The sequence below is a fragment of the Klebsiella sp. 141203 genome (assembly GCF_032601985.1).
Classification (GTDB): Bacteria; Pseudomonadota; Gammaproteobacteria; order Enterobacterales; family Enterobacteriaceae; genus Klebsiella; species Klebsiella aerogenes.
Map to the genome: position 1 here is coordinate 44,062 of NZ_JAQIRL010000001.1, position 14,957 is coordinate 59,018.

General features: G+C 53.4%; 15 protein-coding genes. 8 read left to right on the forward strand and 7 right to left on the reverse strand.

Going from position 1 to position 14,957, the window contains the following annotated elements:
• The first annotated feature begins 34 nt into the window (after positions 1 to 34).
• Together PGR29_RS00230 and sodC are read left to right on the forward strand one after the other, a co-directional pair.
• Positions 35 to 931, forward strand: coding sequence for an aldo/keto reductase (locus tag PGR29_RS00230; RefSeq protein ID WP_113374667.1), 897 nt, complete (start codon positions 35 to 37; stop codon positions 929 to 931).
• A gap of 70 nt (positions 932 to 1,001) precedes the next feature.
• A complete protein-coding gene (sodC, locus tag PGR29_RS00235) occupies positions 1,002 to 1,523 on the forward strand; it encodes a superoxide dismutase [Cu-Zn] SodC (RefSeq protein WP_113374668.1) in 522 nt (173 codons plus the stop codon).
• Here sodC and PGR29_RS00240 read toward each other — a convergent pair.
• Genes PGR29_RS00240 through PGR29_RS00250 form a run of 3 tightly spaced genes read right to left on the reverse strand, consistent with a single transcriptional unit; the run spans position 1,516 to position 4,683 of the window.
• Positions 1,516 to 3,540 (reverse strand): FUSC family protein, encoded by a 2,025-nt coding sequence (locus PGR29_RS00240; RefSeq protein WP_113374669.1) that lies wholly within the window; start codon positions 3,538 to 3,540, stop codon positions 1,516 to 1,518. The genes sodC and PGR29_RS00240 overlap by 8 nt on opposite strands.
• Complete coding sequence (locus PGR29_RS00245; protein ID WP_087858476.1) at positions 3,540 to 4,436, reverse strand: efflux RND transporter periplasmic adaptor subunit; 897 nt, start codon at positions 4,434 to 4,436, stop codon at positions 3,540 to 3,542. Before PGR29_RS00245 ends, PGR29_RS00240 begins: the two co-directional genes overlap by 1 nt.
• A 10-nt stretch (positions 4,437 to 4,446) precedes the next feature.
• A complete protein-coding gene (locus PGR29_RS00250; protein WP_015366868.1) occupies positions 4,447 to 4,683 on the reverse strand; it encodes a DUF1656 domain-containing protein in 237 nt (78 codons plus the stop codon).
• Between the two features lie 172 nt (positions 4,684 to 4,855).
• Here PGR29_RS00250 and slyA point away from each other — a divergent pair, with 172 nt between their 5' ends.
• Complete coding sequence (slyA, locus tag PGR29_RS00255) at positions 4,856 to 5,296, forward strand: transcriptional regulator SlyA (protein ID WP_087858477.1); 441 nt, start codon at positions 4,856 to 4,858, stop codon at positions 5,294 to 5,296.
• Between the two features lie 37 nt (positions 5,297 to 5,333).
• Here the strand turns inward: slyA and PGR29_RS00260 are convergent, their stop codons facing one another.
• Positions 5,334 to 6,689 carry a sensor domain-containing diguanylate cyclase gene (locus PGR29_RS00260; RefSeq protein ID WP_213794734.1) on the reverse strand — a complete coding sequence of 452 codons (1,356 nt, stop codon included), beginning with the start codon at positions 6,687 to 6,689 and terminating at the stop codon, positions 5,334 to 5,336.
• A gap of 219 nt (positions 6,690 to 6,908) precedes the next feature.
• Complete coding sequence (gene slyB, locus PGR29_RS00265) at positions 6,909 to 7,376, reverse strand: outer membrane lipoprotein SlyB (protein ID WP_045392464.1); 468 nt, start codon at positions 7,374 to 7,376, stop codon at positions 6,909 to 6,911.
• A gap of 263 nt (positions 7,377 to 7,639) precedes the next feature.
• Here slyB and anmK point away from each other — a divergent pair, with 263 nt between their 5' ends.
• The 5 genes from anmK to pdxY all read left to right on the forward strand — a co-directional run bounded on the left by anmK (position 7,640) and on the right by pdxY (position 12,215).
• A complete protein-coding gene (gene anmK, locus PGR29_RS00270; protein ID WP_087858479.1) occupies positions 7,640 to 8,764 on the forward strand; it encodes an anhydro-N-acetylmuramic acid kinase in 1,125 nt (374 codons plus the stop codon).
• A 91-nt stretch (positions 8,765 to 8,855) separates the two neighbouring features.
• Positions 8,856 to 9,179: a C-type lysozyme inhibitor gene (mliC, locus tag PGR29_RS00275; RefSeq protein ID WP_087858480.1), complete on the forward strand. Its 324-nt coding sequence runs from the start codon at positions 8,856 to 8,858 to the stop codon at positions 9,177 to 9,179.
• A 57-nt stretch (positions 9,180 to 9,236) separates the two neighbouring features.
• Positions 9,237 to 9,893 (forward strand): pyridoxamine 5'-phosphate oxidase, encoded by a 657-nt coding sequence (gene pdxH, locus PGR29_RS00280; RefSeq protein WP_032706215.1) that lies wholly within the window; start codon positions 9,237 to 9,239, stop codon positions 9,891 to 9,893.
• A 125-nt stretch (positions 9,894 to 10,018) separates the two neighbouring features.
• A complete protein-coding gene (gene tyrS / locus PGR29_RS00285; RefSeq protein ID WP_063416172.1) occupies positions 10,019 to 11,293 on the forward strand; it encodes a tyrosine--tRNA ligase in 1,275 nt (424 codons plus the stop codon).
• 61 nt (positions 11,294 to 11,354) lie between these two features.
• Positions 11,355 to 12,215 (forward strand): pyridoxal kinase PdxY, encoded by an 861-nt coding sequence (pdxY, locus tag PGR29_RS00290; protein WP_087858481.1) that lies wholly within the window; start codon positions 11,355 to 11,357, stop codon positions 12,213 to 12,215.
• 37 nt (positions 12,216 to 12,252) lie between these two features.
• On the opposite strand, the gene gstA is transcribed toward pdxY, so the two are convergent.
• Positions 12,253 to 12,858 (reverse strand): glutathione transferase GstA, encoded by a 606-nt coding sequence (gstA, locus tag PGR29_RS00295; RefSeq protein WP_087858482.1) that lies wholly within the window; start codon positions 12,856 to 12,858, stop codon positions 12,253 to 12,255.
• Between the two features lie 108 nt (positions 12,859 to 12,966).
• Complete coding sequence (gene dtpA / locus PGR29_RS00300; protein WP_087858483.1) at positions 12,967 to 14,472, reverse strand: dipeptide/tripeptide permease DtpA; 1,506 nt, start codon at positions 14,470 to 14,472, stop codon at positions 12,967 to 12,969.
• Positions 14,473 to 14,957: the final 485 nt, after the last annotated feature.

Below are 14,957 nucleotides of genomic sequence, written 5' to 3' on the forward strand. Positions count from 1 at the left end.
ATACTCAGAGCACTTTTTTGTCGAGGAAGCGTTTATGGTTCAGCGTATTGCTATGGCTCCGCAGGGGCCGGAATTTTCACGTTTTGTTATGGGTTACTGGCGGCTAATGGACTGGAATATGTCCGCCGAGGCGCTGGTCGGCTTTATTGAGCAGCACCTGGATCTGGGAATTACTACCGTCGACCACGCTGATATCTACGGCGATTATCAATGCGAATCTGCCTTTGGCGAAGCGCTTAAACGAGCTCCGCATCTACGTAGCCGAATGGAAATCGTCAGCAAATGCGGCATTGCTACCAAAGCGCGTGCGGAAAATACCATTGGCCACTATATTACTGACCGTGACCATATCATTCTCAGCGCCGAGCAATCCCTGCGCAACCTGGCGACCGATCATCTCGATTTACTGCTGATTCACCGCCCGGATCCATTGATGGATGCCGACGAGGTCGCTGAGGCTTTCCTCGCGCTACATCATAGTGGGAAAGTGCGCCACTTTGGCGTGTCTAACTTTACGCCGGCGCAGTTTACGCTTTTACAATCGCGCCTGCCTTTCACCCTGGCGACTAACCAGGTCGAGCTCTCGCCGGTATATCAGCCGCTGCTGCTTGACGGCACCCTCGATCAACTGCAGCAGCTACGCATTCGCCCGATGGCCTGGTCCTGCCTCGGCGGCGGACGCCTGTTCAACGACGAGAGCTTCCAGCCGCTGCGCGACGAACTGGCGCAAATTGCCCAGGAGCTTAACGCCGAAAGCATCGAACAGGTAGTTTACGCGTGGGTGTTGCGCCTGCCGTCGAAACCGTTGCCGATTATCGGCTCGGGGAAAATCGAGCGCGTGCGCTCGGCGATTGTCGCGGAAAAACTGCATATGACGCGCCAGCAGTGGTTCCGCATTCGCAAAGCGGCGCTGGGATACGACGTCCCATAAGCCAGATTACGCCTCCGGATGCCGCTGCCTGGTTTACACTTATCAGGGAAACAGCCAATCCGGAGGTGTTATGCAACGATGTTTACTCGCTATTTTCACTCTCGCATTTTGCGCTGGCGCTCAGGCCGCCAGTGAAGATGTCACCCTCAATCTTGTCACCAGCCAAAGCGTTGGCCAGGCCGTCGGCAGCGTTAAAATTACTGAAACCGACAGGGGACTCGAATTTGCTCCTGATTTACGCGCGTTACCGCCGGGTAAACACGGTTTTCATATTCATGCTGAAGGGAGCTGCCAGCCGGCGATAAAAGACGGTAAAGCGGTCGCCGCCGGCGCGGCGGGCGGGCATTTCGACCCGCAACATACCGGCAAACATGAAGGGCCATTAGGGGCGGGGCATCTCGGCGATCTCCCTCTGCTGGTGGTGAACGACGATGGCGTGGCTAATCAACCAGTTATTGCCCCGCGCCTGAAAACGCTCGCGGAAGTGAAGGGCAAAGCGCTGATGGTGCATGTCGGAGGTGATAATATGGCCGATAGTCCACAGCCGCTGGGCGGCGGCGGCGAGCGTTTTGCCTGCGGGGTGATTAAGTAGCCCGTTCGGTAATGGTGCCGGCAATCGGCGCCTGTTCTAACTGCGATAGCGAGCAGTATAACCGCCAGATAATCGCCGCCAGCTCTTTAGCCGCCGGCTGATGATGGTGGTTAAGGGTATCGCATATCCGCTGCAGTTCCAGTAACGTCGAGGCAAGTGGGCGTTGCTGGACGCCGCGTTCGCTCATGACGTCGCGTAGCAGGCTAATACACAAGTCGCGCACTTGTGAAAGCGGATCGGAGCGTGTCTCCCAATCACGTAGTTGCCACACGACATGCGAGCAGTTGAGCAGCACCACGCCCCAGCGCAGCAGCCAACGTCGCGCCAGTGCGTCCTGGCTGCTGCTTAACTGGCTAATGTGGTGGTACACCAGTGACTCAAATTCGTGCTCGCTATGCTGCGGGCGGCGGCTCAGCTGATCGACGAAGTGACGCCGTAACGCACGAATATGGCGGCGGCTTTTCCGCGCATCCGAACCGGGACTGATAATCGCAAAGGCAAGCCATGCAAGACCGACGCCGATGATTTTGCTGAGATTATCATTAAGAAACGAGGCGAAGTCATAGACCGGAGGGTTGGTGACCGAAATAAACGATCCCATAAAGACGATTAACTGCCCCCATAGCCCTGCGAACTTCGGCATTTGAAGTTTCAATAATTGCATGGTGGTGAGCAGCGGGAACAGAAACAGTAAAAACTGCCACAGGTCGGTTATCTGCACCATTAAGCCAAACTTCACCACAAAGCTGAACAGCGACAACAGCACCAGGGTACGCATCAATAAGGTGAGCGATTTAAAAGGCGAAGGTGACACCGAGTACAGTACGCAGCTAATGGCGGCAAGGGTAAGCGCGGCGGCGCAGGCCTGCCATTGGGTGCTGATGCCCCAGGCACCCACGGCCACCAACGCGCAGAAGGTACGCAAGCCGTTCCATAACGCCTCCGCCTGATCGGTATGACGCGACAACGCAGGCGCCGAAGGGACGTTAAACTCGGTGATAGCGCTGGCATTCTCGATGCGGCGGATCCAGCGGCTGCTTTCGAGATAGATACGACAGAAATAGCGCAGCCGTTTCCAGAACGCCAGATGGCGATAGTCGGCGTTGGGGCCAGGAGCAAGCGGCACCAGTATCCGCGCCACGCTATAAGCAGTCGCGTGCGGGTTGGCGAGCTCGCTGAGTAGCGTTTCGAGCACCGCCCGCGTATTACCGGGCGCATCCGGCCAGTTCAATAACATTCGCCGCAGGCTGGAGATGACGCTGGTCATTCGCAACTGCTGGTGTAGCAGATAATTCAGCAATGGATTTTGCCGTCTGAAACGGTAGTGGCTCCAGAAGGCCTGGATACGCAGCAGATTCATGGTCAGGATCTGGCCGATGACGCTTTCATGAGCGCTACGAATCGCATCGGTGGTTTCCGGCACCCACAGCAGGCTGGCATGCTCTAATAATCGGGAGTGCATATTCTTCAGTGCCGTCAGCAGCGTGACGCCATCCGAGGTACTGGGCAGGATCATCATCATGAATCCGCCGGACAATATCCCCACAATCACTTCACAGACACGCGACTGAGCGATAGTCCACAGTTCATTCGCGTCGGTAACATTAATAACCGGGAAGGCGATAATGGCGCAGGTATAGCCTGCCAGCTGAAAGGCGTAAGCGACATTATTGGTAAACATCGCGCAGGCCCAGGTACAGAGCGCAATCCAGGCTGAGATACTGAATAGGAATAGCCAGGGGTCATTAAGGGTATGGCCGGCCAGTAGCAGGGCGGCGCAGGCGCCGAGCAGGCTGCCGGCGATACGTCCAAAACTCTTACTGATAACGCCGCCGACGGTCGGGAAGCTGACTACCGCGGCCGAGGTCATCGCCCAGTAGGGCTCATCAAGGTCCAACGCATAGGCGATGCTGAGCGCCAGACACATGGCAATGCCGTTGCGCAATGCGTAGCGCCATTGCGGGCGACTGGCCTTAAACCACGGCAGTGATTGCCAGCGCAGAGCCTGCAGCTTCATTATTGTCCGCCAATTGACACGGTACAGGTGGTACCTGAAACCAACGTGACATCCGCAGGGAGTTTATCGAACTCGATACGTACCGGTACGCGTTGCGCAAGGCGTACCCATGGAATGTTGGGTTTAATATTAGCGACCAGCGCCGAACCGCCTTCAACGCTCTGGTCAACGATGGCGCGGCCGATACTGGAGACGTGACCCTGTAACGTTTGTTTGCTGCTATAGAGAACGACCTGAGCGCTATCACCTTCGCGGATGTGACGCAGTTTGGTCTCTTCAAAATAACCCAGAACATAAAAAGAATGACTATCAACCAACGCAAATACCGGATGGCCGACGGAGGCGTAATCCCCGACTCGCGTTGACAAATTAGTGATCCAGCCATCAACCGGGGCTTTGACCACGGTTTGCGCCAGCTGCCACTGCGCATGCTCCAGCGCGGCTTGCGCTACGCCAACCACCGCTTTTGCCGCTTCATAAGTCGTATTGGCGGTATTCAGAGTGGTATTAACGGTTTCCATATCTTCAGCAGATATGAAGTTTTGCGAAAGACTGCGGCGACGAGCGACATCGCTGGCGGCTTTAGTCTGCTCGGCTTTGGCTTTAGCCAGTTCGGCTTTGGCTTTTGCCAGCTGCGCTTGTGCGTTTAATACCGAGATGCGATACGGCGTATCGTCAATACGGAACAAAACGTCGCCGGCTTTGACCAATTGGTTATCTTTAACATTCAACTGCAAAATACTGCCGGAAATCTGCGGGGTGATACCGACCTGTTCGGCGCGAATTTTGCCATCGCGCGTCCACGGAGACTGGGTGTAGTAGTTCCATACCAGCCAGGCGGCGATAATCGCAATAGCGGCAATAATTAAGGTTGAGAGATATTTTAGTTTCTTCATGAAATGAGCATCACAGGAGAGTCAGGAGAACCAGCGCCAGGCAAACGGCCAGCGCAAACAGGGAAAGGTCCATCAGCAGGGGATGCCAGATTTCGCCGGCATACATCCAGTCGCGTAGCTGACGATGAACGATTAACCAGATAAAGAAACCAAGCACGACGGCTTTAAATAACGGGGGAAAATAGATAGAAGCGCCGAACACCAGGTCCTGTAGCGACAATCCGGGAGTGTTAAGACTCAGTTTCACAAGCAAAAATCCTTTGCCGTTGCAGGGATAATGTTCTTGGTGATGAATTAGTTCACATTGTAAATCATTGTCTTGAATTTAGTGAATCAAGTAATTCATTTGTTTTGGTAATTTAAATGCTGCACACTATTCTAAAAGCAGTATAATAACTTAGCAAGCTAATTATAAGGAGATGAAATTGGAATCGCCACTTGGTTCTGATCTGGCACGTTTGGTACGCGTTTGGCGCGCGCTGATCGACCATCGCCTGAAACCTCTGGAGTTAACGCAGACGCACTGGGTCACGCTGCATAACATTCATCAGCTACCTCCTGAGCAGTCGCAAATCCAGCTGGCCAAGGCCATTGGTATCGAACAGCCCTCTTTGGTGCGCACGCTGGATCAACTGGAGGAGAAAGGGCTCATTTCTCGCCAGACTTGTGCAAACGATCGCCGGGCGAAACGTATTAAGTTAACGGAAAAGGCTGAACCGCTGATCAATGAAATGGAAGCGGTGATTGGCAAAACGCGTGATGAAATCCTTGCGGGTGTCTCAAAGCAGGAAGTCGAAACGCTACTCAACTTAATCCGTAAACTTGAAAACAATATCCTCGATCTTCAGGCAAAAGACTAGCCGGGAAAAGGGCTTTGCGTTCGCAAAGCCCTTTCTATTATTCCTGCCAGACCACCACGCGGTCGCGGCCACCGTTTTTCGCCGCGTACATAGCCGTATCCGCGCGCTTGACGCACTCCTCAGCCCCAATGCTTGAGCTTGTAACGGTGTAAACTCCCATGCTAATGGTCATTCGTTCCGGCAGCGATGTCTGTCCGGCGCTGACCATCTGACGAATTCGCTCGGCTATCGCCAGCGCATCATCAGCATGGGTATTTACCAGCAGCAGGGCGAACTCTTCGCCGCCGATGCGCGCGGCAATATCATCATGGCGCACGTGCGTCCGTAATACGTCGGCGGTAAACTGAATCACCTTGTCACCCTGAACATGACCGTAGTTGTCATTGATACGCTTAAAGTGGTCGAGATCGCTGACGATAACCGACAGCGGTTGTGTTGCTGAAACTTGCGGCAGCAGACCGTTGAGCGTGTCGTAAAAGTAGCTGCGGTTGTACAGTCTGGTCAGCGGATCGCGGATAGAGTTCTGATATGAATTGATGTATTTGTTGTTAGAGTCGCGATAGAGAAGAAAAACGTCGCTTAACAGGACGAACAGCATAAATAAGGTACTTAAGGTTTCGAACAGGCGTGCCTGATTCCATGCGATGATATGTTGGCTATTTGTCGCTGTGAGTAATACGTTTAGCGTAAACAAATAGGCGGCGCAGAAAAATGCCCCGCTGTACCAGAATATATTTCTTAGCCGGGTGAGAGTAACCAATAATACCAATGTCACTACCCAGACTAAAAAAAGCAACCAGCCCATCCAGTTATGCCATAACGGAGTAAAAGTGCTGGTGAGATCGTCGATGAAATCGATGCTTAATAATGGACTGTTACTGGAGTGTAGCCACGACAAAATAAGAGTGATAGCACTAAAAAGAAAACACCCCGTCAGTACTATAGTATGTGCGCCGGACGCTTGATTAAGATACTGACGAAAACGGTATATAACAATAGCGGTGATGAACAACACCGCCATCAGGATATTACGGAATGAATAAAAGATCAGTGCGTCATTTTGTTTAACAATATATTCGCTGTTGTACAATAGCCAGCCGGGATAGCTGCTCAGGGTACCCAGCATCAGCAGGGCGGAGCTGGCAAAGGCGATGGCGATAGGCATTAAATACAGGCGGTTTTTATCACACCAATATTTCATGCTCATGAAACAGGCAATAGTAATATGAAAAATCATTAATATTATTGTCAACAAAGGAAAAAGTGGTGATGAAGTCGTAGGAATACGATTAACGACTGAATGAGATAGTAAATCAATCGTAATAATTGCCAGGCTGCAGGCAAAGATATAAGCAAATAAGCGGTGCGATAACCGGTTTAAATTCAGAGGCACAGGCAAACTCCCGCGATAAAAGGGCGGATAAAAACGACGCGCTGGTCGCTAAATGAAAAACATCTTCAGGCTAACGAATTAATCAACGGGAAATATTGCGCAAACGCAAGTTGCTGTGCAGAAACATCAATAATATTGATATATGTATGATGAATGTTTTGGTGATAAATAATGAATCTGGGGAATTAATGCGGCCAATTAAGGCCGCATTAGGGAGGCTTAACGCGGGGAAACCGTCACTTGACTACCGCTGCCGGCAATGGCTACGCGCTGGCCGACGGAGAACGGGGTGCTGCCCTGTTTCTGAACCACCATGATGGTATTACCGTCATCTTTGCGGATCTCCAGCTCAACGCCCTGCGTTTTGTTCATCGCGCCCTGTACGCCCTGACCGGCTACGCCGCCGGCAACCGCGCCTGCAGCAGTTGCAAGAGAACGACCGGTACCGCCGCCGATGGTATTACCAAGGAAGCCGCCGAGTACCGCGCCGCCAATCGCGCCGATAGCATTGCTGTCATCGCCGCTTTGGATCTGGACCGCACGGGTATGTACGATGGTACCGTAGGTCACGCTTTGCACCTGCTTGGCTTCTGATGCTGTGTAAACATCGCCGGATAGACCGCTGCTGCTGACGCAACCCGCCAGGGTTAAGCCAATCATCGAGACAGCCAAAACACGTAAAATCATTTATGAATCTCCTGTGTACCAAAATGTTCCAGTGAACTTCCATGTGGTCAATTATATGGCATTTAAGCGTTCGCTGGCATAGCTTCCTTATGGACTGTTTAAAAATAATAAGGTTCGCTTTAACGACGGATAAACGTAAGTACTTTACATAACAAATTGTCGCGGCAGAACTATTGTTAAAAAGTATTAGTGCGCCATAGCATTGCACGCTGCTTTATGATGCACTGATGGCACTGCAAAAGTCATGGAATGAGGGTAGGCGTATGAAATCAGGTCGTTTTATTGGCGTAATGTCTGGCACCAGCCTTGATGGCGTTGATGTTGTTCTGGCGGCAATAAATGAAAACATGGTGGCGCAGCAGGCGAGCCTCTCGTACCCCATCCCGGTCAATCTGAAAGAAGATATTTTAGCGATTTGCCAGGGGCAACAGCTGACCTTGTCGCAACTGGGGCGACTCGATACCCGTTTGGGACGGCTTTTTTCGGATGCAGTATTAGCGCTGATGCGCCAGCAAAATCTTCAGCCTGAGGATGTTGTCGCTATCGGTTGCCATGGCCAGACAGTGTGGCATGAACCGACCGGCGATGCGCCGCACACGATGCAAATAGGCGATAACAATCAGATCGCAGCGCATACCGGCGTGACCGTGGTGGGGGATTTCCGCCGCCGCGATATGGCGCTTGGCGGCCAGGGCGCGCCCCTTGTCCCGGCTTTCCATCAGGCGCTGCTGGCGCACCCGGTTGAAAGACGTATGGTGCTTAACATCGGCGGCATAGCCAACCTTTCCTTGCTGGTTCCAGGGCAGCCGGTACGCGGTTACGACACCGGACCGGGAAATATGTTGATGGACGCCTGGATTTGGCGCCAGTGCGGTAAACCCTACGATAAAGACGCGCAATGGGCCAGTGAAGGCAAAGTATTGTTACCGCTGCTGCAGGATATGCTAAGCGACCCGTGGTTTGCGTTACCCGCGCCGAAGAGCACCGGTCGCGAGTATTTCAATTATGGTTGGCTGGAAAAACATCTGGCACGTTACGCTAATCTGCGAGGGCAGGATGTTCAGGCCACGCTGACTGAACTGACGGCGGTGACCATCAGTGAGCAGGTTTTGTTAAGCGGCGGCTGCGAGCGTTTGTTAGTTTGCGGCGGCGGGGCGCGTAATCCGCTGTTGATGGCGCGTCTGGCGGCGCTGCTGCCAGGAACGGAAGTCACGACCACCGATGATGCCGGTATCAGCGGTGACGATATGGAAGCGTTGGCTTTTGCGTGGCTGGCATGGCGTACGCTTGCCGGCCTGCCGGGTAATCTTCCTTCCGTCACCGGCGCCAGCGAAGCGACCATTCTTGGCGCCATTTATCCCGCGAATCGAGCGCAGAATCAGAGTTAACTGAAGTCGCTATTTTTTATTTACCGGTAAACTGGACGAAATTCCGGGAGGGCGGTTTGCCCTCCTGACCGGGAAAGTCGAAGGCATACTCATGAAAAAATTTCTTATTGCGGTAGTTCCTTTTATGCTGGCGGGGTGTAGCTATTACAACCAATTCGTTGAACGGATGCAGACCGACACCCTTGAATATCAGTGCGATCAAAAACCGCTGACCGTCCATCTGAACAACGCTCGTCAGCAGGTGAGCTTTATCTATGATAATCAGCAACTCAATCTGACCCAGGGGCTCTCGGCTTCCGGTTCTCGTTACACTGATGGCGTTTATGTCTTCTGGTCGAAGGGCGACAGCGCCACCGTGTATAAGCGCGACCGCGCCGTACTGGACAACTGCCAGTTACAAACCGCCAAACGTTGAGATTTCCGTAGCGGGGGCGCACAATAACGCCACCCTATGACAACGATCTCAATGGTTATGTCTGATAACGACGAATTGCAGCAAATCGCGCATCTGCGCCGTGAATATACCCGTGGCGGCCTTCGTCGCCACGATCTTCCCGCTGAACCCCTGACGTTATTTGAACGTTGGTTGCGTCAGGCCTGCGACGCTAAGCTCGCCGACCCGACGGCGATGGTAGTCGCGACCGTTGATGAAAACGGCCAGCCCTATCAACGCATCGTATTGTTAAAACACTATGATGAAAAAGGGCTGGTGTTTTATACCAACCTGGGCAGCCGTAAGGCGCACCAGATCGAAAAAAATCCCCATATCAGCCTGCTGTTTCCCTGGCATATGCTGGAGCGCCAGGTGATGGTAATAGGCCAGGCAGAACGTCTGTCGACGCTGGAAGTGGTTAAGTATTTCCACAGCCGACCGCGCGATAGCCAGATTGGCGCCTGGGTCTCCCAACAGTCCAGCCGTATCTCCGCTCGTGGGATCCTGGAAAGTAAATTCCTCGAGCTTAAACAGAAATTCCAGCAAGGCGAAGTCCCGTTGCCAAGTTTCTGGGGCGGTTTCCGCGTCAGTATTGAACAAATGGAGTTCTGGCAGGGCGGTGAACATCGTCTGCACGACCGCTTTTTATACCAGCGGCAAAATGATGGCTGGCAAATCGACCGTCTGGCGCCATAAAGGACGCAAAATGTTGTTTTAAGCGCTGGTGCTACGTGCTCCGGCGCTTTATTCTATGTACCTTTCGCGTCTGGCGAAAAGTCGTGTACCGGCAAAGGTGCAGTCGTTTATACATGGAGAATTTGATGGCAAGCAGTAACTTGATTAAACAATTGCAAGAGCGGGGGCTGGTAGCCCAGGTGACGGACGAGGAAGCGTTAGCAGAGCGACTGGCGCAAGGCCCGATCGCGCTCTATTGCGGCTTCGATCCTACCGCTGACAGCTTGCACTTGGGGCATCTTGTTCCATTGTTATGCCTGAAACGCTTCCAGCAGGCAGGCCATAAGCCTGTGGCGCTGGTCGGCGGCGCGACCGGTCTGATTGGCGACCCGAGCTTTAAAGCCGCTGAGCGTAAACTCAATACCGAAGATACCGTGCAGCAGTGGGTGGATAAAATCCGTAAACAGGTTGCGCCATTCCTCGATTTCAACTGCGGCGACAACTCGGCGATTGCCGCGAATAACTACGACTGGTTCGGCGGCATGAACGTGCTGACCTTCCTGCGTGATATCGGCAAGCACTTCTCTGTGAACCAGATGATCAACAAAGAAGCGGTGAAGCAGCGTCTGAACCGTGACGATCAGGGGATCTCTTTCACCGAGTTTTCCTATAACCTGCTGCAGGGTTATGACTTTGCTTGCCTGAATAAACTGCACGGCGTGACGCTGCAAATCGGTGGTTCCGATCAGTGGGGCAACATCACTTCAGGTATCGACCTGACTCGTCGTTTGCACCAGAATCAGGTCTTCGGTTTGACCGTTCCGCTGATCACCAAGGCCGACGGCACCAAGTTCGGTAAAACAGAAGGCGGCGCGGTATGGCTGGATCCGAAGAAAACCAGTCCGTACAAATTCTACCAGTTCTGGATTAACACCGCCGACGCAGACGTTTATCGCTTCCTGAAGTTCTTCACCTTCATGGACATTGCCGAGATCAATGCGCTGGAAGAAGAAGATAAAAACAGCGGTAAAGCGCCGCGCGCGCAGTACGTGCTGGCAGAGCAGGTGACGCGTCTGGTCCACGGCGAAGAAGGCCTGGAAGCGGCTAAGCGCATTACCGAAAGCCTGTTTAACGGTAATCTGAGCGACCTGAGCGAAGCAGATTTCGAACAGCTGGCGCAGGATGGCGTGCCGATGATCGAAATGGAAAAAGGCGCCGATCTCCTGCAGGCGCTGGTGGATTCCGAGCTGCAGCCGTCCCGCGGTCAGGCGCGTAAAACCGTAGCCTCTAACGCGGTGACCATTAACGGTGAAAAACAGTCCGATCCGGAATATGTATTCAGTGATAGCGACCGCCTGTTCGGCCGCTACACCTTACTGCGTCGCGGTAAGAAGAATTACTGCCTGGTCTGCTGGAAATAAAAAATAAAACCAGGGCGTGGGAAACCACGCCCTTTTTTCTTTTTAGGGTTGTGGTAAGAAAATGAAGAACATCCTCGCCATTCAGTCTCACGTTGTGTTTGGCCATGCGGGCAACAGCGCCGCTGAATTTCCGATGCGCCGCCTCGGCGCCAACGTCTGGCCCCTCAATACCGTTCAGTTCTCCAACCATACGCAGTACGGCAAATGGACCGGCTGCGTCATGCCGCCTTCGCATCTGACCGAAATCGTGCAGGGGATTGCCGATATCGATAAGCTGCAGAGCTGCGATGCGGTACTGAGCGGCTATCTTGGCTCCGCCGAGCAGGGCGAACATATTCTCGGCATCGTGCGTCAGGTTAAAGCGGCGAATCCGGCAGCGAAATATTTTTGCGACCCGGTGATGGGCCACCCGGAAAAAGGCTGTATCGTCGCCCCCGGGGTGGCTGAATTCCACGTACGCTATGCGCTGCCGGCCAGTGATATCATCGCGCCGAATCTTGTCGAATTGGAGATCCTGTGCGGCCATCCGGTAGCCAACGTTGACGAAGCCGTTAGCGCGGCGCGTGAGCTGATAGCACTAGGGCCACAGGTGGTGCTGGTGAAGCATCTGGCGCGGGCCGGTATGAGTATGGATCGCTTTGAGATGTTGCTGGTGACAGCGGATGAGGCCTGGCATATCAGCCGCCCGCTGGTCGATTTTGGCAGCCGTCAGCCGGTCGGCGTGGGCGATGTGACTAGCGGCCTGCTGCTGGTTAAGCTACTGCAGGGCGCCAGCCTGCGCGATGCCCTTGAGCACGTTACTGCGGCAGTGTATGAAATCATGCTGGCCACCAAAAATATGCACGAGTATGAATTGCAGGTGGTGGCGGCGCAGGACCGCATTGCCAAACCGGAGCATTACTTCAGCGCTACGCAGCTGTAAGCGCGATGGCATGCCCGCAAGCGGGCATGCCAATGGTTTACTTCAGACCTTCCGCCGACAGCGCCGCCGCAACGGACGGCCGCGCCGCGACGTGCGCCATCCAGGCGCCAATATTAGCGTACGCTTCCATATTCAGTTTCACCGCATAGCCCCAGCGCAGGACCGTAAACAGGTAGCCATCGGCGATGGTGAAGCGATGCCCATTCAACCACTGTTTATCCTGCAGCGACTCATCGACATACTGCAGCTTTTTCTCCAGCAGCGCGCGCACCGTCGGCTTGTAGTCTTCCGGGGTGTCCGGGCGGAACAGCGGGGTAAAGCCTTTATGTAATTCGGTGGCGACGTAATTCAGCCATTCCAGCGTCTGATAGCGGGCAATGGTGCCCACTGGGGCCAGCAACTGACGGTCAGGTACGCGGTCGGCAATGTACTGCATGATGGCCACGCCCTCGGTCAGCAGCATGTCGTCGTCAAGCAGCAGCGCGGGAACCTGACCCTTAGGGTTAATCAGCAGGTAGTCATCGCCGTTTTCGAGGCGTTTCTTCGCCAGGTCGACGCTATCGATGGTAAAGTCGAGGCCGCTTTCGCGCAGGGCGATATGAGAGGCAAGGGAACAGGCGCCGGGCTTGTAGAACAGTTTCATCAGTAACTCCTCGTGGCTGCAGTTTCCTGTATGTTAGTCCCCCGTGGGGCAAAAAAAAAGCCGCTAACAAACGTTAGCGGCCTAAATTTATTGGTTTTCCCGGAGCATTTAAGCGGTTGCGGTTTCGCGCGCTTTGGCGACAGCGTCGTCGTCCAGCGTCATGCGGTTCAGCTTCGGCGCGGTCAGCAGCATCAGGAAAGCGATGACTGCGGTCGCGATACCAATTTGCAGGAACACGTGGCCGTAAACGTTCAGAGAAACCAGCGGGTCGGTGACGTTTTCCGGTACTGCCATCAGGTTAGCTATTTTACCTGCAATGATGGCGGCGCCTGCGGTGGTCAGGAACCAGCTACCCATGATGAAGCCCATCAGACGTTGCGGTACCAGTTGAGCCACCATCGCCAGGCCGAGGCCGGAAATCATCAGTTCACCGATACTCTGCAGCGCGTAGCTGAGGATCAACCAGTTGACGGAGACGATACCGGCATCGCTGGCGAATTTGGTACCCAGCGGCAGCACCAGGAAAGCACCGGAGCACAGTACCATACCGATGGCGAACTTATGCGGCATCGGCAGACGGTCACCCATCTTGTTATAAATCGCCGCCAGAATCGGGCTACCAATCATAATCCAGAACGGGTTCAGCGCCTGATACTGCTCAGGTTCGAACGCGATACCCAGAATCGAGTGCTCAACGTTACGGATCGCGAAGAAGTTCAGCGAGGTTGGCATCTGGCTGTACAGTACGAAGAAGACAATCGCTTCAACCATCAGCAGGAAAGCAACGATCATTTTACGACGCGCCGCGCCCTGCAGCGCCATGGCTTCTTTAGCGAAGATGATAACGATGCCCAGTGCGATGACGCCCAGCGCCATACGTGCGATGCCCTGGTTGTGCAGCAGCCAGGTGGCAATAGCAACCAGAACTACCACGCCGACGATGGTTGCCAGCAGTTTGCCGACATGTACCGGAGCGAAGTCAGGTTTAGAACCGTACTGTTTAACCCACTTCTGGCAGAAGGCGAAGTTAACCACGGTAATCAGCATGCCCACTACGCTCAGCGCGAACGCCACGCTCCAGCCGAACTTCGCCGCCAACCACGGTGTGGCCAGCATAGAGAAGAAGGAACCGATATTGACGGACATGTAGTACATGGTGAATGCACCGTCCAGACGCGGGTCGTTCTTGTCGTAGCAGGTAGAGAGCAGGGAGGACGGGTTGGCTTTAAACAAGCCGTTACCGACGGCGATAGTCGCCATACCCATATAGACGATGGCGGCATCGTGACCGGACCAGGCAACCAGCGCATAGCCGATAGCCAGTACAATCGCGCCAAGCATGATGACGCGTTTGGTGCCAAGTACCTTGTCGCCGAGCCATCCGCCGATAGCGACCAGGCCATAAACCAGTGCACTAAAGGAAGAGAACAGGGTGATAGAATCCGCTTCCGACATACCCAGCTGTTTTACCAGGTAAACGGCCATGATCCCTTGCAGGCCGTAATAACCAAAACGCTCCCATAACTCAATGGAGAAAATGAGATAAAACGCTCTTGGTTGTTTGAAAGCGTTCAAACTCACGCTTTCTGCTGGTTTATTGTTTGCAGTTGACACATATACCTCTTTTTTTACATCCCATATTAACGGGGGCTGTTTGGGGCGCAATCCCGGAGGACCGCCGCCTTTATAGTTATTCTTGGAGGGAAAACGGCAAGTAATGTTCACTATCCTGCCCCATCAGGCAATAGCTTTGTAATACTCTGTTACACATAACTAAGCCACTATAATTAGCCAGTCATACAAATGTTATACAGAGTTAAATTTCACCTTTTTGCTAAACCTGATATTTTAATCTGTGATTGGCCGTCGCCGCGGGGATAAAGGCGATATATTCTGCTTTTTGACCTTGAAGGTAGTGAGATGGCCTATATTCCTAAAAATAAGCAGGCTATTGTCCTGGTGTGTAAGGCTCTGATATTGAAATTGCTGGCTTTTTGCAGCATTTTTGCAACAGTAATTTAACGATGAGTTGCGTGGATGATCTTGATCACAAATATATAGAAAATTTTCAACGGTAAAAAACGAATGCGCTGATTGCT

Excerpts from the sequence above, each read along its gene's own strand:
- anmK (WP_087858479.1), top strand. The coding sequence starts at position 7,640 with ATGAAATCAGGTCGTTTTATTGGCGTAATGTCTGGCACCAGCCTTGAT.
- PGR29_RS00245 (WP_087858476.1), bottom strand. The coding sequence starts at position 4,436 with ATGAAGAAACTAAAATATCTCTCAACCTTAATTATTGCCGCTATTGCG.
- tyrS (WP_063416172.1), top strand. The coding sequence starts at position 10,019 with ATGGCAAGCAGTAACTTGATTAAACAATTGCAAGAGCGGGGGCTGGTA.
- slyB (WP_045392464.1), bottom strand. The coding sequence starts at position 7,376 with ATGATTTTACGTGTTTTGGCTGTCTCGATGATTGGCTTAACCCTGGCG.
- gstA (WP_087858482.1), bottom strand. The coding sequence starts at position 12,858 with ATGAAACTGTTCTACAAGCCCGGCGCCTGTTCCCTTGCCTCTCATATC.
- PGR29_RS00240 (WP_113374669.1), bottom strand. The coding sequence starts at position 3,540 with ATGAAGCTGCAGGCTCTGCGCTGGCAATCACTGCCGTGGTTTAAGGCC.
- pdxY (WP_087858481.1), top strand. The coding sequence starts at position 11,355 with ATGAAGAACATCCTCGCCATTCAGTCTCACGTTGTGTTTGGCCATGCG.
- slyA (WP_087858477.1), top strand. The coding sequence starts at position 4,856 with ATGAAATTGGAATCGCCACTTGGTTCTGATCTGGCACGTTTGGTACGC.
- sodC (WP_113374668.1), top strand. The coding sequence starts at position 1,002 with ATGCAACGATGTTTACTCGCTATTTTCACTCTCGCATTTTGCGCTGGC.
- mliC (WP_087858480.1), top strand. The coding sequence starts at position 8,856 with ATGAAAAAATTTCTTATTGCGGTAGTTCCTTTTATGCTGGCGGGGTGT.
- pdxH (WP_032706215.1), top strand. The coding sequence starts at position 9,237 with ATGTCTGATAACGACGAATTGCAGCAAATCGCGCATCTGCGCCGTGAA.
- PGR29_RS00230 (WP_113374667.1), top strand. The coding sequence starts at position 35 with ATGGTTCAGCGTATTGCTATGGCTCCGCAGGGGCCGGAATTTTCACGT.